Source organism: Actinacidiphila paucisporea, from assembly GCF_900142575.1.
Taxonomy (GTDB): Bacteria; Actinomycetota; Actinomycetes; order Streptomycetales; family Streptomycetaceae; genus Actinacidiphila; species Actinacidiphila paucisporea.
Genome location: NZ_FRBI01000002.1, coordinates 41,499 through 61,392, shown reverse-complemented (window position 1 = coordinate 61,392; position 19,894 = coordinate 41,499). Strand labels below are relative to the sequence as shown.

At 72.9% G+C, this 19,894-nt stretch carries 12 protein-coding genes, 1 other RNA gene and 1 pseudogene; 5 read left to right on the top strand and 9 right to left on the bottom strand.

The annotated features are described in order from the left end of the window. Window positions 1–44: 44 nt before the first annotated feature. From BUE44_RS03450 to ftsE, 6 genes are all read right to left on the bottom strand, one after another. Entirely contained in the window at window positions 45–1,409 is a 1,365-nt protein-coding gene (locus BUE44_RS03450; protein WP_073493565.1) for a nitrate/nitrite transporter, read from the bottom strand. Window positions 1,410–1,601: 192 nt separating this feature from the next. Continuing rightward, window positions 1,602–1,971, bottom strand: a transfer-messenger RNA (tmRNA) gene (ssrA, locus tag BUE44_RS03445). A 117-nt stretch (window positions 1,972–2,088) separates the two neighbouring features. After that, a complete protein-coding gene (gene smpB / locus BUE44_RS03440; protein WP_073493563.1) occupies window positions 2,089–2,568 on the bottom strand; it encodes an SsrA-binding protein SmpB in 480 nt (159 codons plus the stop codon). Between the two features lie 18 nt (window positions 2,569–2,586). Then, window positions 2,587–3,843, bottom strand: coding sequence for a S41 family peptidase (locus BUE44_RS03435; RefSeq protein ID WP_073493562.1), 1,257 nt, complete (start codon window positions 3,841–3,843; stop codon window positions 2,587–2,589). Between the two features lie 88 nt (window positions 3,844–3,931). After that, window positions 3,932–4,849 carry a permease-like cell division protein FtsX gene (ftsX, locus tag BUE44_RS03430; RefSeq protein WP_073493560.1) on the bottom strand — a complete coding sequence of 306 codons (918 nt, stop codon included), beginning with the start codon at window positions 4,847–4,849 and terminating at the stop codon, window positions 3,932–3,934. Window positions 4,850–4,915: 66 nt separating this feature from the next. After that, the gene (ftsE, locus tag BUE44_RS03425; protein WP_073493558.1) at window positions 4,916–5,605 is read right to left on the bottom strand and encodes a cell division ATP-binding protein FtsE; all 690 of its coding nucleotides are present in this window, start codon (window positions 5,603–5,605) and stop codon (window positions 4,916–4,918) included. A gap of 283 nt (window positions 5,606–5,888) precedes the next feature. Between ftsE and BUE44_RS03420 the strand changes: the two genes are divergently transcribed. After that, window positions 5,889–6,080, top strand: a complete 192-nt coding sequence (locus BUE44_RS03420; protein ID WP_073493555.1) for a hypothetical protein — start codon at window positions 5,889–5,891, stop codon at window positions 6,078–6,080. 289 nt (window positions 6,081–6,369) lie between these two features. On the opposite strand, the gene prfB is transcribed toward BUE44_RS03420, so the two are convergent. The 3 genes and pseudogenes from prfB to BUE44_RS03405 form a co-directional block, all read right to left on the bottom strand. Continuing rightward, window positions 6,370–7,488 carry a peptide chain release factor 2 gene (prfB, locus tag BUE44_RS03415; RefSeq protein WP_073493553.1) on the bottom strand — a complete coding sequence of 373 codons (1,119 nt, stop codon included), beginning with the start codon at window positions 7,486–7,488 and terminating at the stop codon, window positions 6,370–6,372. A 1,022-nt stretch (window positions 7,489–8,510) separates the two neighbouring features. Continuing rightward, window positions 8,511–9,785 (bottom strand): annotated as a pseudogene (locus tag BUE44_RS38290) (serine/threonine-protein kinase); the annotation flags it as partial. Between the two features lie 291 nt (window positions 9,786–10,076). Continuing rightward, window positions 10,077–11,945, bottom strand: a complete 1,869-nt coding sequence (locus BUE44_RS03405) for a serine/threonine-protein kinase (RefSeq protein WP_073493548.1) — start codon at window positions 11,943–11,945, stop codon at window positions 10,077–10,079. 567 nt (window positions 11,946–12,512) lie between these two features. Between BUE44_RS03405 and BUE44_RS03400 the strand changes: the two genes are divergently transcribed. The 4 genes from BUE44_RS03400 (at window position 12,513) to BUE44_RS03385 (ending at window position 19,798) form a co-directional block, all read left to right on the top strand. After that, a complete protein-coding gene (locus BUE44_RS03400; protein ID WP_073493546.1) occupies window positions 12,513–15,722 on the top strand; it encodes an FtsK/SpoIIIE domain-containing protein in 3,210 nt (1,069 codons plus the stop codon). 328 nt (window positions 15,723–16,050) lie between these two features. Then, window positions 16,051–17,478 carry an ABC transporter substrate-binding protein gene (locus BUE44_RS03395; RefSeq protein WP_073493543.1) on the top strand — a complete coding sequence of 476 codons (1,428 nt, stop codon included), beginning with the start codon at window positions 16,051–16,053 and terminating at the stop codon, window positions 17,476–17,478. 119 nt (window positions 17,479–17,597) lie between these two features. Continuing rightward, entirely contained in the window at window positions 17,598–18,878 is a 1,281-nt protein-coding gene (locus tag BUE44_RS03390) for a carbohydrate ABC transporter permease (protein ID WP_079189457.1), read from the top strand. Next, window positions 18,875–19,798, top strand: coding sequence for a carbohydrate ABC transporter permease (locus tag BUE44_RS03385; RefSeq protein WP_079189456.1), 924 nt, complete (start codon window positions 18,875–18,877; stop codon window positions 19,796–19,798). The genes BUE44_RS03390 and BUE44_RS03385 overlap by 4 nt, the downstream gene beginning before the upstream one ends. Window positions 19,799–19,894 lie beyond the last annotated feature (96 nt).

Sequence of the window (19,894 nt, the reverse complement as noted above, 5' to 3'; positions counted from 1 at the left end):
TCGGTTCGCCGGGATTTCCCGGGTGTTACGTACGTATCGGCAGCTCACACCTCCGCGTAGGCGGCCGTGCCGGTGGGCGTGGTCTGCTCCTCCCCCGCCGGGGTGCGGGACGGCCGCCGCAGGTATACGGCCCAGGTGATCGCGAAACAGACCCCGTAGTAGGCCAGGAAGGACACGAAGGCCGGAGTGCCGGAGTGACTGTTGAGGAAGCTCTCCCGGAAGGCCAGGTTGATGCCGACCCCGCCGAGCGCGCCGACCGCGCCGATCAGGCCCATGGACGCGCCGGACAGCCGCCGCCCGCAAGCAGCCGCGGCCTCCCCGGTCAGGCCCTTGGCCTCGGCCTTCTTGTGGAAGATGCCGGGGATCATCTTGTACGTGGACCCGTTGCCGAGGCCGCTGAGCACGAACAGCGCGATGAAGCCGGGCAGGAACAGCCCGAGCGACTTCTGCTCGGAGGCGGTGACGACGACCCCGGTGGCGGCCGCCATGGCCAGGAAGTTCACCAGGGTGATCCGGGCGCCGCCGAAGCGGTCGGCGAGCCGGCCGCCGACGGGCCGGATCAGCGAGCCGAGCAGCGGCCCGATGAAGGTCAGGTAGGCCGCGTGCAGCGGGGTGCGGCCGAACTGGTTCTGCAGGACGAGGCCGAAGGCGAAGCTGTAGCCGATGAAGGAGCCGAAGGTGCCGACGTAGAGCAGCGCCATGATCCAGGTGTGCGGGTCCTTCGCCGCGTCGATCGCGGCCCCGGTGTCGTTCTTCACCGTGGTGAGGTTGTCCATGTACAGCGCGGCGAGTGTGGCCGCGACGACGATCAGCGGGATGTAGACGGCGAGCACGACCCTCGGGTGGCCGGCGCCCGCGGTGGCGATGACCAGCAGGCCGACCAGCTGGATCGCGGCGACCCCGATGTTGCCGCCGCCGGCGTTGAGGCCGAGGGCCCAGCCCTTCTCACGTAGCGGGTAGAAGGAGTTGATGTTGGTCATGGAGGAGGCGAAGTTGCCGCCGCCGACCCCGGTGAGCGCCGCGACCAGCATCAGCGCCGAGTAGGAGACCCCGGGTTTCAGCACGAAGGACGCGGTCACGGTCGGGATCAGCAGCAGCAGCGCGCTGGCGATCGTCCAGTTGCGGCCGCCGAACCTCGCCACCGCGAAGGTGTACGGCACCCGCAGCACGCCGCCGACCAGCGTCGGCATGGCCACCAGGAAGAACTTCCCGGCAGGGTCGACGTGGTACGCGGGCCCCATGAACAGCACCATGACCGACCACAGGCTCCAGATGGAGAAGCCGATGTGCTCGGACAGCACCGAGAAGACCAGGTTGCGCAGCGCGACCCGCCTGCCGCCGCCCTCATCCCAGAACCGCTCGTCCTCGGGGTCCCACTGCTCGATCCACCGACCTGTCCATCGACTCATGGCGCCTCCCTTGTGACCTGTGCTGTCCTCTGCCGGGTGTCGTCCCGACGATAGGAACGGCGCGTTACCGCCCCGTGCCACCAGGTCACACGAACGCAACCGTGCTCTCATTCGCCCCCAGCCCCCACTGTGAGCCCCCGGAAACGCCGAACGGCGCCCCCCGGGTGGGAGGCGCCGTCCGGCGCATGGGATGAGTGGAGATGGCGGGAATCGAACCCGCGTCCTGTGGTGCGGAAACAGGGCTTCTCCGAGCGCAGTCCGCTGTGCTTTTCTCGGCCCCGGCAGTCACGCGGACAAGCCGCCGACGGGCCCAGTCACTGTTTGATTTCCTTCCAGGACCCGTGACCGGTCCTAGAAGTTTAGATCCCTTGATGATGCCAGGATCCGGGTCGGGATCACCCCCGGGCTGACACTTCGCAAGTCGCTACTTAGGCAGCGAGGGCGAAGGAATCGCGCTTGGTGTTGGCGATTATTGGTTGCGACATATGGTTAACGAGATCATTGCCGCTTCCTCGGCTCGCTTCCCCTGCTTCGACATCCCCAGTCGAAACCGATCATCCCCATGTGGTGTTTTCAATGTGCACACCGGGCTCACCATGGTCCGGTGCTGCTGTGCCCATCGTACGTGATCAGCGCACGGCGCGGCCAGCGTATTCCCGGGGCGTCCCCCGGACGGGGGTCAGGCGCGCTGGCGGCGGCGGGTGGCGGAGATCACGCGCTCGGACTCGCGGCGGTCCTGCTTCTCGCGCAGGGTCTGCCGCTTGTCGTACTCCTTCTTGCCCTTCGCGAGGGCGATCTCGACCTTCACCCGGCCGTCCTTGAAGTACAGCGCGAGCGGCACGATGGTGTGGCCGGACTCCTGGGTCTTGTGGACCAGCTTGTCGATCTCGGCCCGGTGCAGCAGCATCTTGCGCTTCCTGCGGGCCGAGTGGTTGGTCCAGGTGCCCTGGGTGTACTCGGGGATGTGCACGTTGTGCAGCCACGCCTCGCCGTCGTCGAGCTGGGCGAAGCCGTCGACGAGGGACGCGCGGCCCATGCGCAGCGACTTGACCTCGGTGCCCGTGAGCACCAGGCCCGCCTCGTACGTGTCGAGGATGAGGTAATCGTGTCGCGCCTTCTTGTTCTGCGCGATGATCTTGCGACCGGTCTCTTTTGCCATAGCCCGGTCATTCTCCCACTAGGAGGGGGGGCCGAGGCCAGCGATTACCTCGCGTGCCTCGGCTGCCGCGTCCTGGCCGCCGCCGACCTGGACGTCGGGCTCGATCCCGCGGCCGTCGACGCCGCGGCCGTCGGGCAGGCTGTAGTGGCCGACGGTCAGCTCCGCGACCGAGCCGTCGGGCAGCGGGCTGGGCATCTGCACCGAGCCCTTGCCGAAGGTGCGGGAGCCCACGACCACCGCCCGGCCGCGGTCCTGGAGCGCGCCGGCCAGCAGTTCCGCGGCGCTCATGGTGCCGCCGTCGACGAGGACGACCAGCGGCTCGGTGGTGTCGCCGCCGGGGGCCGCGTAGAGCGCCTGCTGCTGCCCGTGGACGTCGTAGGTGGCGACCAGGCCGCCGTCGAGGAAGGCGGACGCCACGGCGACGGCCTCCTCGACCAGGCCGCCGGAATTGCCGCGCAGGTCCAGCAGCACGCCGTGCTCGGCCCCCTTCACCGCGGCCTGCACCTGCTTGCCGGTGCCGAGCGTGAAGGCGTCGATGGCGATGTCGGTGGGGCCCTCGGGGCCGTCGGGCCGGCTGACGGTGACCGCCTCGGTGGCGAGCGTGGCCCGCTGCATGGTGACCGTCCGGTCGCGGCCGCCCTGCTGCACGGTGAGCGTGACCGTACTGCCCGGTACGTTGTCGCCGCGCAGGGCGGCGACCACCTCGGTCACCGCCAGGCCGGTACATCGGGCGGAGTCGATCGAGTCCAGTACGTCGCCGACCCGGACGCCGGCCCGCTGCGCCGGGCTGCCCGACTGCACCCGGGCGACCTGGATCCGGCCCCCGTCGATCCGCCGCACCCACAGCCCGGTGCCGACGTAGCGGCCGTCGAGCGCCTCCTGCAGGCCGGCGTACTCCTGCGCGGTGTAGAAGGACGACCAGCGGTCGCCGCTGCGGCTGACCAGCCTGCGTACGGCCTGCGGGCCGACCTTGCCCTGGGCGATCTCCCGGGCGATGCCCTCGGTGTCGACCGGTACGGGGTCGCCGTCGGCCGTGTGGCGGCCGCTTTTCGCGTCGGCGCCGGTGCTCGCGCCCTTCGTAGGGGGCTCCTTGGCGTCGTCGCGGCCCGAACCGGCCGCGGGGGCCTCCGCGATGCGCGCCGTCCTGGCGGGCTGCCGCGGCTCCGCCAGGCTGCCGGCCGCGGCGCCGGTGGCGAGGATCGTCCCGAAGACCAACGTCAGGGTCGCCCCGCGGCGGATACGGCGGGGCGTCCCGAACATCAACGGGCCGGACATGGCGGGAAGTCTAGGCCAGAATCGGGCGTCGTACGGGAAGATACGCCGACCGCCGGCGGGTCCGGTGGACGCCCCGGCGGGCTCCCGCTCAGACCCTCAAGTACCGCCGCAGCGCGATGAACGCGGCGAACGCCGGCATCAGGAAGCCGATCAGCAGCACCAGCGGCAGCACCTGGACGACGGAGTCCCAGCCGAGGAAGGACACCAGCGGGATCTTGTCCTGGAGCTTGAGCCCGGCGTCGATCATGAAGTACCGCCCGCCGAGCAGCATCACGCAGGCGGCCGCGGCGCCGACCAGGCCGGCGAAGGCCGCCTCCATGATGAACGGCATCTGGATGTAGAAGCTGGACGCGCCGACCAGCCGCATGATGCCGGTCTCCCGGCGGCGGCTGAAGGCCGACACCCGCACGGTGTTGACGATCAGCAGCATCGCGACGGTCAGCATGAAGGCCAGCACCACGTAGGCGGCCTTGGTCATGCCGCCGAGCAGCGAGAACAGGTTCTGCAGCAGCGCCCGCTGGTCCTCGACCGACTGAACGCCCGGGCGCCCCCGGAAGGCGCTGGCGATGACGGTGAACTTCGTCGGGTCCTTGAGCTTGACCCGGTAGTTCTCCGGCATCTGGTCCGGGGTGATGGAGGTGGCCATCGGGGAGTTCTTGAACTGCTGCTCGTAGTTCTTGTACGCGCCCTCGGCGCTCTCGTAGTAGACCTTCTCCACGATCGGGAGCTTCTTGAGGTCCGCGAGGATCTGCTTCTTCTGGTCGTCGGTCACCGCACCCTTGGCGCAGCTGGGCGTGGTGCCCGCGTCGCTCTTGTTGCACATGTAGACGGTGACCTGGACCTTGTCGTACCAGTAGCCCTTCATCGAGTCGACCTGTTTGTTGGCCAGCAGGGCGCCACCGGCGAGGGCGAGCGAGAGCGCCACGGAGATGATCACGGCGAAGGTCATCGTGAGGTTGCGGCGGAGGCCGACGCCGATCTCCGACAGGAAGAACTGGAGGCGCATGGGGGTCGAGGTTCCTTTCGGAAGGGGGACGGGTCTCGTTACGGCCGGCTGCCGGTGCTGGCAGCCCTAGTGCTGATAGCCGTAGACACCGCGCGACTGGTCGCGTACCAGCCGCCCCTTCTCCAGTTCGATGACGCGCTTGCGCATCTGGTCGACGATGTTCTGGTCGTGGGTGGCCATCACCACGGTGGTGCCGGTCCTGTTGATCCGGTCGAGGAGCCGCATGATGCCCACCGACGTCTGCGGGTCGAGGTTTCCGGTCGGCTCGTCAGCGATCAGCAGCATGGGGCGGTTCACGAACGCCCGGGCGATCGCCACGCGTTGCTGCTCGCCACCGGACAGCTCGCCCGGCATCCGGTCCTCCTTGCCGGCCAGGCCGACCAGGTCGAGCACCTCGGGCACGGTCTTGCGGATGGTGCCGCGGGCCTTGCCGATCACTTCGAGCGCGAAGGCGACGTTCTGGGCGACCGTCTTGTTCGGCAGCAGCCGGAAGTCCTGGAAGACCGTGCCGAGCTGGCGCCGCATGTGCGGGACCTTCCAGTTCGACAGCCGGTTCAGGTCCTTGCCGAGCACGTGCACCATGCCGGTGTCGGTCCGCTCCTCGCGCAGGATGAGCCGCAGGAAGGTCGACTTGCCCGAGCCCGAGGAGCCCACCAGGAAGACGAACTCACCCTTCTCGATCTCCAGCGACACGTCCCGCAGCGCGGGGCGGTTCTGCTTGGGGTAGGTCTTGGTGACGTTGTCGAATCGGATCACGTTCGCACCAGGGGTTTGCGGGGTGAGCGGACAGGGGATGAGGGCGACACTACGCGACGGGGCAAGCCGTGCGCAGTCGTCGTGGCGGGTTGGTGGGCCGTCCCACAGGGCATAATCGGGCAAGCCCGCGCATTCCCGCCCCGCCGCCCCCGGGCGCATCCCGCCCCGGAACCTGTCACAGTAGACAGTGCGTACGCAGTGCCGACCCCAGGACTGGCAAGCACCCCTCCCGGGAACGATTCACCCACCGGGAGCGTTCACCAGGCGGAGTGAGGAGACGACCATGACAGTCGACCGGCTGGTGTGCGCGAACTGTTCCGGCCCGGTGGCCGAAGGCCGCTGTCCCGTGTGCCGCGCCAACCGCGCGCGCATGCAGCAGGAGCCCGGCTGGTCCTCCATATCCCCCGCCACCCTGATCGCCCTCCTGGTGGCTCTCCTGGCCGTCGTCCTGGTCGTGGAGCACGCCACGGCGTGACCTTTTCGGTCACTGTCCGTGAGATCTCTGGGCAGAGCATGGTCGGAGCCAGCCTTCGAGCGTGCCCCGGGAGACGACGAGCAGAGCCTTAGCGGGCGCAAAACGAAGGTGGGGCCGGAACGCCTGTGCGTTCCGGCCCCACCCTTTTGCGTATGCGTGCGTCCGCGTGCGTCCGCGTGCTGCCGTCAGGCCGCGTCGCGACGGCCGGCCACCAGGCTCGGGGTCAGGCGGAAGCCGATGCCGCCCGCGATCAGGGTCGCTGCGCCGATCAGCAAGGAGGTCGGACGGCTCAAGCCGCGGTCTTCTCACGGGACTTGCGCCAGCGGATGCCCGCCTCGATGAAGCCGTCGATGTCGCCGTCGAGGACGCCCTGGGGGTTGCCGACCTCGTGGTCGGTGCGCAGGTCCTTGACCATCTGGTAAGGGTGCAGGACGTACGAACGCATCTGGTTGCCCCAGGAGTTGCCGCCGTCGCTCTTGCCGAGGGAGTCCATCAGGGCCTGCTCCTCCTGGCGGCGGCGTTCGAGCAGCTTGGCCTGGAGGACGTTCATGGCGCTGGCCTTGTTCTGGATCTGGGAGCGCTCGTTCTGGCAGGAGACGACGATGCCGGTGGGGAGGTGGGTGATCCGGACCGCGGAGTCGGTGGTGTTGACGCCCTGGCCGCCGGGGCCCGAGGCGCGGTAGACGTCGATGCGCAGCTCGGACTCGTCGATCTCGACGTGGTCGCTCTGCTCCACGACCGGGAGGACCTCGACGCCGGCGAAGGAGGTCTGGCGGCGGCCCTGGTTGTCGAAGGGGGAGATCCGCACCAGGCGGTGGGTGCCCTGCTCGACGGAGAGGGTGCCGTAGGCGTAGGGGGCCTTGACCACGAAGGTGGTCGACTTGATGCCGGCCTCTTCGGCGTACGAGGTCTCGTAGACCTCCGTGGAGTAGCCGTGGCGCTCGGCCCAGCGCAGGTACATCCGCTGGAGCTGCTCGGCGAAGTCGGCCGCGTCGACGCCGCCGGCCTCGGCGCGGATGTTGACCAGGGCCTCGCGGGCGTCGTACTCGCCCGACAGCAGGGTCCTGACCTCCATCTCGTCCAGCGACTTGCGGACCTCTTCGAGCTCGCTCTCGGCCTCGGTGCGGGTGTCGGCGTCGTCCTCGGCCTCGGCCAGCTCGAACAGGACGCCGAGGTCGTCGATGCGGCCGCGCAGCGTCTCGACCTTGCGCAGCTCGGCTTGGAGGTGGGAGAGCCGGCTGGTGATCTTCTGCGCACTCTCCGGGTCGTCCCACAGGGACGGTACGGCGGCCTGCTCCTCAAGTGCGGCGATGTCGGTCCGCATCCGGTCGAGGTCGAGGACGGCCTCGATCGACCCCATGGTCGAGGACAGGGATTTCAGTTCTTCGGATACATCGACGATTGCCACGGGTCCAGCCTACCGGCTGGCCGAAACCTACCGCCCCTGTCGTGCCGCGGAAGTGCCCGCATCCGCCTGCGGCGCCGTCACACCGACGCGGTGGCCCTGCTCAGGGTGCCGGCGGGGGTCCTGGTGAATATCTCCAGCGTGTGCGGCGACGCGGCCGCCGCGCCCAGGGCGGTGGGCGTGCCGGGCAGCGGGGCGGTCGACCAGTCGGCGTCGGGGGCGACCGCGGCCTGGCCGCCGGGCGCGAAGGCGTAGAGCCGGTCGCCGGCGGCGACGGCGTCGGGGCGGGCGGTGGCGTCGAGGCCCTGGACGACGGCGGAGGGGCGCCAGGCGCCGCCGGCGTACGGCAGCTGGAGGACGGCGCCGTCGGCCTTGCGGACGACGAAGGCGTCGAGAGTGCCGCGGGCCCGGGAGACCAGGGCGGGGGCGGCGGTGATGCGGCCGGCGGTGGGCACGACCGCCCAGGCGTTCCAGCGGTTGCCGACCAGGGAGGCGGTGACGAGGTCGCCGCCGACCCGGCCGACCAGGTCGATCCTGCCGGGTTCCGAGGAGGCGGCGGCGGGGGCGGCGTCGAAGTGGGTGCGCTCGTCGACCTGGGTCCAGGAATTCCAGCGGGCGCCGGTCATGGTCCTGCGGTAGAGCAGGCCGTCGGTGCCGAGTGCGAACACGTCGACGCGGCCGGCCCTGGCGGAGACCGCGGCCGGGTCGTCGGCGACGCTTATCCCGCTGAGCTTGTGCCAGGGGCCGTAACCGGTACCGCCGCGGACGACGTACCAGACGTTCTTGTCCTGGCCGCGGGCGAAGACGTACGTGGCGCCGTCCATGACGAGCGCGCGCGGGCCGCCGACCAGCGGCACACCGGCGGCGGGCACGCCCTGGAAGGCGGACCAGCGCGGCAGCGAGACGGGCTGCCCGGTCCGGCCCTGCGGGGCGTCGGCGCCCGCGGTCGGGGCGGCGGGGGTGATGGCCCTGGCCTTGGTGGCCGCCGAATCGGTCACGTGGTCGGGCGCGGGGTCCGTCGTCGGCGGGGTGTCATCGCGGGAGTTCCCGGGGCCCGGGGAGCCCGAGGAGCCGGCCGAGGCGATGCCCCAGCCGCCGATACCGGCGACGGCGAGCGCCGCCGCGGCCGCCGCGGCGAAGCGGATACGCCGCTGCCGCATCGCGTCGGAGACCGCCCGGTGCCGGGGGCTCGCGGGGCGGCCGGGCGCGGAGGCGCGGCCCTTGCCCGCGGCCCGGGAGGTGCCGCCGAAGCCGGCCAGCTCCTCGGCGGTGGGCAGCTTGATGCTGGTGTGGGTGTCCCGGGAGGAGTCGGGGGCGGCGCCCCTGACCAGCGGTACGGCCCCGCGCCTGCGGTCGCCGGGCTGCGCGGCGGGGGCGGGCGGTACGGCGGCGGGCGCGGGCGGCTCGGGCACGGCGTCGCCGTAGCCGCCCTGCTCGCCGGTGTCGCCGGGCGCGGCCACGTCCAGCGGGGGCAGGCCGGCGAGCCGCGGCAGCAGGTCGCGCAGCCGGGCGGCCAGCTCGCCGGCGGTGAGCCGGGAGGCGGGGGCCTTGGCGAGGCAGGCGGTGAGGACGCGTTCGAGATCGGCGGGCAGCCCGGGCAGCGGCTGTACGGCCTCGGTCACGTGCCGGCGCAGGACGGCGCCGGGGTGGCCGCCGCCGAAGGGGGTGAAGCCGCCGAGCAGCTCGTAGAGAACGGTGGCCAGTGCGTAGATGTCGACCGAGGCGCGCGGCGGCAGGCCCTCGATGATCTCCGGGGCCAGGTAGTCGGGGGTGCCGATGATGCGGGTGGCGCGGGTGCGGCGCGGGGAGTCGACCAGCCGGGCGATGCCGAAGTCGGTGAGCAGCGCGGGCGGTGCGCCGCCGGGGCCGGCGGGCGCGGCGGAGTCGAGCAGGACGTTCTCCGGCTTGACGTCGCGGTGGACGACGCCCGCGGCATGGGCCGCGGCGAGGCCGTCGGCGACGTCGGCGGCGATGGCGACGGCGGCCTCGGGGGCGAGCCGCCGCTCGCGCTCCAGCCGGGAGCGCAGGTCGGTGCCGCGGACCAGGTCCATCACCAGGGCGAGGTCGCTGCCGTCGACCACCAGGTCGCGGATACCGACGATGTGCGGGTCGTCGAGCGAGAGCAGCGCGGTGCGCTCCTGCACGAACCGGCCGACCAGGTCCTGGTCGGAGGCCAGGTCCTCGCGCAGCAGCTTGATGGCGACCGGTCCTTCGGGGCCGTCACCGAGCCACACCGTCCCCGCGGATCCCCGCCCGAGCACCTGGTGGGCGGTGTAGCGGCTGCCGATCTTCCTGGCCAAGACTTGCTCCGACTCCTCCGGCGGTCCGTCGCGTGGGCGACCAAGCGTTGCCGACAAAGCTACGCGGAACAGCGGCCGTTCGGGGTGTGCGAGGGCGGTGAGTGGGCGTTCCGCACGAGAAATCACCCTTCGGAAGTCGACAAATCCCCAAGGTGGGTGTCGGAACACGCATCTGAAAGCGCGGGGGAACGCCGTCCGAGCGGGCGCACGACGACACCGCGCCCGTACGCGGACCGGCTGCGTACGGGCGGGGGGACGGGGGGCGGGGCGCCGGGCGGCGTACGCGCGGGCTCAGTTGCCGTTCTGCCCGGTCAGACCCTTGAGGTCGGGGAGGTTGTTCAGGTCCGGCGTGCTGTTCAGACCGGAGGTGCCGTTGCCCTGGCCGCCGCCGGAGTCGCCGGTGATCGAGGAGATCTTGTCCCACGCCGACTGGGCCCAACTCGACGCCGCGTCCCACAGGTTCCGGGTGCTGTCGACCCAGTGCGGCAGCGGCGTGGTGTACCAGATGACGACGAAGAGCACGACGATCACCAGGATCACCGTCAGGCAGCCCTTGAGGCAGCCGAGGCCGGGGATCTTGACCGGGTTGGCGCTGCGCCGCCGCGGCTCGTGCTGCCGGGGCGGCTCGGGGGCCCGGGCCGGCGGACGCTGCGGCGGCTCGTGACGCCGCGGTTGCGGCTGCGACTGCTGCCTGCGCGGGTCGTACGCCTGCGGGGGCGGCCCCGACTGCTGCTGCGGCTGCTGGTGGCGGGGCTGCTGCGGGGGGCCGGACTGCTGCTGCGGATAGCCGTAGCCCTGGCCGCCGCCCTGCTGCTGTTGCTGCTGCTGGTTCGACTGCTGCGGGTATCCGTAGCCCTGCCGGCCCTGGCCGCCCTGACCCTGCCCTTGGCCCTGCCCCTGCTCGGGCTGGCCCGGCTGGCGGCGCGGGCGGCGGAAGAGCGGGTCCATCTCCGGCGGCAGATAGCGCGGCTCGGTCTGGTCGTTGCGCTGCCGGGCCGCGCTGAGCTGCGACTCCCACGGATGCGGGCCGCCCTGCGCCTGCGCGGCCTGCGGCGCGCCGCCGGGCACCGGCGGCAGGACCCGGGTGCTGTCGGCCGCCGGCTGCTCGGAACGGCTCGACGCGTCCGAGGGCAGCACGCTGGTCGCGGCGTTCGAGTCGTAGCCGCCCTGCCCGTGCGGCAGCACCTGCGTGGGATCGGCGTCGGAATCGCCGCCTCCCGCGCCCTGCGCGCCGCCCAGCCCGGTGCCGGGGACCAGGGTCGGGGTCTCGTCGGGGGCGAGCAGCGCGGCCACGCCGAGCGCGGCCTCGGCCGCCGCGGGCGAGGCGTGCACGCCGACGCCCGCCGCGACCACCCGCAGCGCGCGGGCCAGGCTGTCGGCGCTCGGGCGCTGCGTGGGCTCCTTGCGCAGGCAGCGCTCGATGACCGTCCACAGCGGTTCGGGAACGGTGCTGGGGCGGCGCGGCTGCTGGTTGAGGTGGGCCTGGAGCACCTCGATGGCGTTGTCGCCGCGGAAGGGCGTACGCCCGGTGACCAGCTCGTACAGCAGGATTCCGGCACCGTAGACGTCGACGGCCGAGGTCTGCGGGCGGCCCTGGGCGGATTCCGGCGCCACGTAGGCGGGTGTGCCGACGAATTCGTGGGTCCGGGTGAGGCCCGGCGAGTCCGCGAGCCGCGCGATGCCGAAGTCGGTGAGCATCGGGTGCATCCGCTCGTCGCCGTCCTCACCCGTGAGGGTGGCGAGCAGCACGTTGGCGGGCTTGAGGTCGCGGTGCACGACGCCGTCGGCATGGCTGGCGGCGAGCGCGTCGGCGACCGCGGCGGTCAGCAGCGAGGCGGCGACCGGGGTGAAGGGGCCGTTCTCCCGCAGGTAGCGGTGCAGGTCGGGGCCGTCGATCAGGTCCATGACCAGGGCGAGCAGGTCGCCCTCGACGACCAGGTCGCGGACCCGCACGATGTGCGGGTGGCGCAGCCGGAGCAGGACGGAGCGCTCGCGCAGGAAGCGCATCACCACGTCGGGGTCGCCGGCCAGCTCTTCCTTGAGCACCTTGACGGCGACCGTGGTGCCCGCCTCGTCCCGCACCCGGGCACGCCAGACGGTGCCTGTGGCGCCGCGTCCGAGCGGCTCCTCCAGGAGGTACTTGCTGCCTACCGGCCGCACGTCACGCTCTCCCTGCTCCGTAGTGACCGGGTCCTTCCGGTGCCCGATTCCGGCCAAGCGTAGTGCCGCGCGGCGGACCGTGGCCGGGTGGCGCCGCCTGGATTCCCGGGTAGGACGCCGTGCGGCGGCCTGTGGTTGCGCGGTCACCAGCCGATCGCCTTGCGCCGATTTGCGGCACACAGGGGGCGGAAAGCGGTCGCGACACGGCTGCGACAAGGCTCCGATACGGGTCGGGTCCGGCCGGTAACCGGCCGGATCAGGTCACTTCCCACCGCGCCGCCGGCAGTGGGCCGCCCCGTCCCCGACAGGACAAGATCAGCGGAGGCGGTACCGGCGTCGGGATGTCGGTGGCGGGTGGGAGGATGCACCCGTACGGTCCAGTGGGGGCAGCGGGGGCGGCCCTGCCGGTCGCGGCCGCGCGCCGCCGGACACCGTCCGGCGGCGCGCGGCCGGTGGGTGTCCCGGCGGTGTGTCGCCGGCCGCCGTAGGTGTCAGTGTCAACGCGCCCGTGCGCGGTCCGGGAGGGGTCTTCCGCGGCGTGCCCGGGCAGAAGGGACCGCGGACGAGATGCAGATCCGGCTGACCGTCCTCGGGCCGCGCAGCGGCCGGGCCGCACGCGGCAGCGACGTGCTCGTCACGGCGCCCGCGGGCACCGTGCTCGGCTCGGTGGCCGGCGCCCTCGCCTCGGCCGCGGGGTCCGGGCAGCCGGGCCGCTCCGCCGGGTCCTCGGTGGCGCTCTACGTCGGCCAGGACCGCGTGCCGCCCACCGCCGTCCTCGGGGTGCCGCCGCTCGTCGACGGCGCCGTCCTGTCGCTGCACGCGTCCGCGGGCCGGCCAGGCGAGCCGCACGACCACGGGCAGTACGGCAGCTTCGGGGAGTACGGCCGCCCGTCCGCCGAGGTCGCCCGGCTGCTGGTGGTCGGCGGGCCCGACGCGGGCGGCGTCCACCTGCTGCCCGGCGGCCGGGCCACGATCGGCCGGTCAGCCGACGCGGACGTGCCGCTGGACGACCCGGACGTCTCGCGCCTGCACTGCGAGGTGGCCTTCGGCCCGGACGGCGGCCTCACCGTCGCCGACCTGGGCTCCACGAACGGTACGACGCTGAGCGGGCGCGCGGTCGGCCCGCAGCCGGTGCCGCTGCCCCCGGGCGCGCTGCTCCACCTGGGCGAGTCCACCCTCCGCCTCGACCCGGCCGGCTCCCCCGCCCCGCCCCCGCTCCCGGCCGCCCCCGACACCGACGGCCACCTCCGCGTCTCCCTCCGCGACGCCCCCTGGCCGCCGCCCGCCTCACCGTCGGTCCCGGCACCCCGGGACGGCACGGCGGACGCCTCGCCGGCGGGGCACCCGCAGGACGGCCGGCGCGCGAACCCGCCCCGCGAGGGCCACGCGGCGCCGGGCCACGGCGGCGGCCCGGCGGATTCGCGGGACGGCTCCGGCGCGGCCGGCCACCCTGAGGCCGGGACGTCCGCGCCCGGCACGGCGGGCGGCCGCCAGGGCGCAGGCGACGGCCCCGGGGCGCACGGCAGGACGGCAGGCCAGGACGGCAGCGGAGACCCGGCACCGCGGGACGACGCGGGCGCCGCGGGGCACCCGGGAGAGGGCGGCGGGCCGGGACTCGCCGACGCCTCCGGTGCCGCGGGGCACCCGGCGGACGGTTCCCGGGGGCGCGGGAGCACGGCCCCTGACAGCCCCGGCACGGGTGGGCGGCGGGACACCGGGCAGGCGCGGCGGCCGGGGACGGGACCGGGGGGCCGCAGCGGGGTCGTCGGGTCGATAGGGGCCTGGGCCAGGCGGCGGCTCGGCGGGACGGGACGGGGCGAGGAGGAGGCGTACGCCGGGGGTGAGGCGGAGGCGCTGCGCGAGCGGTGGCCCGACCCGGCGTCCGTGCTGCTCACGGCGCTGGGCCCCGGAAGGCGGCTGTGGGAGCGCGCCCCCGGGCACCCGGACGCGCTGACCGTACGGCTCGGCACCGCCGACCTGCCGTCGGAGTACGGGAACCGGCGGCTGGCCGCGGTCCCCTTCACCGTGGACCTGCGCGACCCGCGCACGTCCGCGCTGACGCTGGCCGGGCCGCGGCCGCGGCTGGCCGGCCTCGCCCGCGCGGTGCTCGCCCAGCTGTGCGCGCTGCACTCCCCCACCGCCCTGGAGGTCGTGCTGGTCAGCGCGGACCGGGCCAGGCCCACCGACCAGCGGGCCGAGGAGTGGTCCTGGCTCAACTGGCTGCCGCATCTGCGCCCCTCCCGCGGCCAGGACTGCCGGCTGCTGCTGGCCTTCGACCGCGACCAGGCGCAGGCGCGCACCGCGGAGCTGCTGCGCAGGATCGAGGAGGGCCCGGCGGGCGCCGGGCACCCGGGGCCGTATTCGCTGCTGGTGGTCGACGGCGACCCCGGGTCCGCCGCGCTGCGCGAGACCGTCGCGCGGATCGCGGCGGCGGGTCCCGCCGTCGGCATCCACGTGCTGTGCCTGACCGAGCCCGGCGAGCGGCCCGCCGTGGACGGCGGGGTCGTCGCCCGGCTGTCGGGTGACGTCGCGACGACCCTGCGGGTCGAGCCCGCAGGGGAGCCCGCCGGCTCCGGCGGCGCCGACGAGATCGTGCTCGACGCGGTGTCCGGCGCCTGGGCCGAGCATTTCGCGCGGGCGCTGGCGCCGTTGCGCGAAGCCGACGCGGACGCGCCGGGTGCGCTGTCACGGCATGCGCTGCCCGCCTCCGTACGGCTGCTGGACGAGTTGGACCTCGCGCTGGCCACCCCCGCGAAGATCGCCGCCCGATGGGGCGCCGTGCCCGCCGCGGTGCCGTCCGCGGTCGCCGTGCTCGGGGCCGGGGCGGGCGCCGGTCCCGGCGGCCGGGTCACCGTGGACCTCGTGGCCGAGGGGCCGCACCTGATCGTCGGCGGCGCCCCGGGCGCGGGCAAGACCGAGCTGCTGCGGTCCTTCGCCGCGGCGCTGGCCGCCGCCGAGCGGCCCGACCGGCTCGCGCTGATCCTGGTCGACGGCGCCGGGCAGGACCGCGGCGAAGGGCTCGCCGGCTGCGCCGACCTGCCCCACGTCAGCGCGCACCTGGTTGCCTCCGACCCGGTGCGGATGCGGGAGTTCGCGCAGGCGCTCAGCGCGGAGCTGAAGCGGCGCGAGGCGGTGCTCGACGGGCAGGCCTTCGCCGCGTGGCACGCCGAGCGGCTCGTCGCCGCGACCGTGCCGCACCAGGGCGGGCGCCCGCCGGCGGCCCCGCCCGAGGAAGTGCCCGCGCTGCCGCGGCTGGTCGTGCTCGTGGACGACTTCGACGCGCTCGTGGCCCCCGCGCTCGGCGCCCCCGGGCGGCCCGCGGCCGGCAGCGTCGTCCGGGCGATCGAATCGGTCGCCCGGGACGGCGAACGCCTCGGCGTCCACCTCGTGGCCGCCACCGGCCGCCCCGAGCGCACGGCGGGCACCGACGCGGACGAGCGGGCGCCGCTGCGGGTCGCCCTGCGGATGCCCGACACGGAGTCCGCGGCGCTGCTCGTGCACGTCGAGGACCCGGCCGTGCTCGACGAGAGCGTGCCGGGACGCGGGTATCTGCGCCGGCCCGGCGGGGCGGTGACGGCCTTCCAGGCCGGGCGGGTCAGCGGGCGCATCCCCCGCACGGCGACCTTGCGGCCGACGGTTGTGGGGCTCGAGTGGGAGCGGATGGGGGATCCGCCGGCCCGGCGCCAGGTCCGTGAGCTGGGGAACGGTCCGACCGATCTCGCGCTTCTCGCCAGCGCGTTGCAGCGTGCCGCTGAGGCCGAGGCCGCTTCCGGCTGAGGTCTGCCGCTGCCCCTTGCGGTGCGTTGCATGCCCGCGGGCGCGTCGTGGTTGCCCGCGCCGTTCCCGCGCCCCCGGGTTGCCCGGCAGGGGCGCGGGGCACTGGGTGACGAGCCGTCGTGGGCTGCAACTGTCGGTGCGACAGGCCCCGCGGGGAGTGGTGGGAAGATCCAAACGCCCCGGGGTAGGGGCAAGCCGGGTGGTGACCCCTAAGGTTTGAGCCAAGATCACGGCGTGGTCACATTGCGGGCAGCGGGTGGTACCGGCCCTTGCCGGGGGCAGTTCACCGGGCGTAGGACAGGACGCCACGGGACTGAGGGGATGCCAGATGCACAGGTTAAAGGGTAAGACGCACATCGCCCCGAGCGGCAGCGCGTCACGCCGGACTACGCGCATAGCGCTCGCCGTCGTATCGGCGTCGGCCCTGGCGCTGGGCGCCGCGGCCTGCGGCGGCGGTGGCAGCGACAACGGGGGCAAGAAGACCGACACGCCGACGACGTCGGCAGCCGCGCCCAGCGGCAACGGCGGCGCCCTGCAACTGCCCGACCTGCACGGCCAGAAGCTGGAAGTGGCCGCGGTGTGGACGGGACCCGAGCAGAAGAACTTCCAGAAGGTGCTCGACGAGTTCGACAAGCGCACCGGTGCGAAGACCACGTTCGTGCCGACGGGTGACAGCCAGTCGACCTTCCTGGGGACGAAGATCCAGGGCGGCGCACCGCCGGACGTGGCCTTCCTCGCGCAGAACGGCGTACTGCACCAGTTCGCCGACAAGGGCTGGCTCAAGCCGCTCGGCCCTGAGGCGCAGGCCCAGTTGGGCAAGAACTTCTCCCCGGGCTGGCAGAAGCTCGGCGCGTGGAAGGGCAAGCAGTACGGCGTCTACGCCAAGGTCTCGAACAAGTCGCTGATCTGGTACAACGCGGCGGCCTTCAGCAACGCGGGCGCGACGGAGCCGAAGACCTGGGCCGACTTCCTGAAGACGGCCGAGACGGTCTTCGAGTCGGGCACCACCCCCGTGTCGATCGGCGGCGCGGACGGCTGGACGCTGACCGACTGGTTCGAGAACATCTACCTCTCGCAGGCGGGTCCGGAGAAGTACGACCAGTTGGCCGCCCACACCATCAAGTGGACCGACCCGTCGGTGAAGGCGGCGCTGACCACACTGGGCCAGCTGTTCGGCAACAAGGACCTGATCGCGGGCGGCGCCAAGGGCGCGCTGGGCACCGACTTCCCGAAGTCGGTGACGCAGACCTTCAGCGCCAACCCGCCGGCCGCCGCGATGGTCTACGAGGGCGACTTCGTCTCGGCGTTCATCTCGGCCAACACCAAGGCGAAGGTCGGCACGGACGCCAAGGAGTTCCCCTTCCCGGCCGTGGGTACGGGCAAGGCGCCGGTGGTCAGCGGCGGTGACGTGGGCGTGGCGCTGAAGGACGGCAAGGGCGCGCAGGCGCTGCTGACCTTCATCGCGTCGACGGACGCGGCCAAGGTCTGGGCGCAGGGCGGCGGTTACCTGTCGCCGAACAAGTCGCTCGACCTGTCGGCGTATCCGGACGACGTGCAGCGCAACATCGCCCAGTCGCTGATCGCCGCGGGTGACGACTTCCGGTTCGACATGTCGGACCAGGCGCCGGCGGCCTTCGGTGGCACGAAGGGCGAGGGCGAGTGGAAGGACCTCCAGGACTTCCTCGCCAAGCCGTCCGACGTGGCGGGTGCGCAGGCCAAGCTGGAGGCGGACGCCACCAAGGCGTACGGGAGCTGAGGCAGGTGGCCCCGGCACAGGTGGCTGGTGCCACCGCGGGGGCGGGGGGCGGCGGTTCAGCCGCCGCCGTTCCGCCCCCGCCGGGTCCCGGAAAGGGATCCGGTCCCCGTCGCAGTGTGATGGGCACCCGGCCGTGGGTGGCCGCGGTGTTCCTGCTGCCCGCGCTGGTGCTGCTGGGCGCGCTGGTGGCGTATCCGATCGTCTACACCGTCAAGCGGAGCTTCTACGACGCGGACGGCAGCGCCTTCATCGGGCTGAAGAACTTCGGGACGGTCTTCAGCGACCACGGCATCCTCACCGCCGTGCGCAACAACGTGGTCTGGGTGGTGGTCGCGCCCGCCGTGGCGACCGCGCTGGGCCTGGTGTTCGCGGTGCTCACCGAGAGGGTGCGCTGGGGCACGGCGTTCAAGCTGATCGTCTTCATGCCGATGGCGATCTCGATGCTGGCCGCCGGGATCATCTTCCGGCTGGTCTACGAGCAGGACCCGTCGCAGGGTGTGGCGAACGCGGTGGTGGTGGCGGTGCACGACACCTTCACCGACAACGCCGCCTACCCGGGGGCCAGACCGCGGCCGAACAGCGATCTGAGGCCGACCGCGGGCGGTTCCTTCACGTCGAAGTCGACGGCGGCCACCGGGGCTCCCGCCGACCTGCCGCTGATCGGCATCCCGCAGAACAAGGTGCCCTCGGGCGCGCGGGACGCGAAGCCCGCACCGGCGCAGCCGGGTTCGGTGACCGGCACGGTGTGGCTGGACTTCCGGCCGGGCGGCACCGGGAAGCCGGGCGTGATCGACCCCGGCGAGAAGGCGCTGTCCGGGGTGAAGGTCCAGGCGGTCAAGGACGGCAAGGTCGTCGCGTCGGCGAAGTCCGGCAAGGACGGCACGTACAAGCTGCCCGCCGCGGCGGTCGGCGCGCAGTTGCGGCTGCCCGGGTCGAACTTCGCCGGGAAGTACGAGGGCATCAACTGGCTCGGCCCGAGCCTGGTCACGCCCTCGATCATCGCGTCCTACATCTGGATGTGGGCGGGTTTCGCGATGGTGCTGATCGCGGCGGGCCTGGCCGGGGTGCCGCGGGAGCTGATGGAGCAGGCGCGGGTGGACGGGGCCAACGAGTGGCAGGTCTTCCGCCGGATCACCGTGCCGCTGCTGGCACCGGTCCTGGTGGTGGTCACGGTCACCCTGATGATCAACGTGCTGAAGATCTTCGACCTCGTCTACATCATCGCGCCCGGCAACACGCAGCAGAATGCCAACGTGCTGGCGCTGCAGCTGTATCTGTCGTCGTTCGGCGGCGGTGACGACCAGGGCGTCGGCAGTGCGATCGGTGTGATCCTGCTGCTGCTGGTGCTGCCGGTCATGATCTTCAACATCCGGCGGCTGCGCAAGGAGGGACGCCGATGAGCGCCGACGCGACCGCGGGGCCGGTGATGCCCCTCGACACAGCGGAGCGGCCGGTGGCCGTACGGCCCAAGGACAGCCTCGGCACCCGGCTGGCGGCGCTGGCCGGCGGCGGGGTGGTGCGGGTCGTGCTGCTGGTGGTGGGCCTGTTCTGGCTGCTGCCGACGGTGGGCCTGCTGCTGTCCAGCCTGCGGACCCCGGGGGACATATCCACCAGCGGCTGGTGGAAGGTCTTCACCTCGCCGTCGCAGCTGACGGTGACCAACTACCGCACCCTGCTGGACAACCACGCCATCACCGACTCGCTGGTGAACACGGCGCTGATCACCGTTCCCACGACGCTGCTCGTGGTGGTGATCGGGTCGCTGGCCGGCTACGCCTTCGCCTGGATGGACTTCCCCGGCCGCGACTGGTGGTTCATCGCCGTGGTGGCGATGCTGGTGGTGCCGGTGCAGGTGGCGCTGATCCCGGTGGCGAAGCTCTTCGGCGACATCGGGATCTTCGGCGACATCTCCGGGGTGGTGCTCTTCCACACCGCCTTCGGGCTGCCGTTCGCGATCTTCCTGCTGCGGAACTTCTTCGCGGAGATCCCCAGGGAGCTGCTGGAGGCCGCGCGGCTGGACGGCGCGGGCGAACTGCGGCTCTTCCTCCGGGTGGTGATGCCGCTGGGCGGCCCGGCCATCGCGTCGCTGGGCATCTTCCAGTTCCTGTGGGTGTGGAACGACATGCTGGTCGCGCTGATCTTCGCGAACAGCGGCTCGCAGCCCATCACGGTGGCGCTGCAGCAGCAGGTGCGGCAGTTCGGCAACAACATCGACATCCTGGCGCCCGGCGCGTTCGTGTCGATGGTGATCCCGCTGGCGGTCTTCTTCGCCTTCCAGCGGCAGTTCGTGTCCGGGGTGATGGCGGGCGCGGTGAAGTGACCGCGCGCCGGCCGACGCCGACGGCAGGGTGACACGGCGGGCAATTCCGGCAGCGGGGGACGTTTACACTGACGCCCCCCGCCGCCGGGGGCCGCC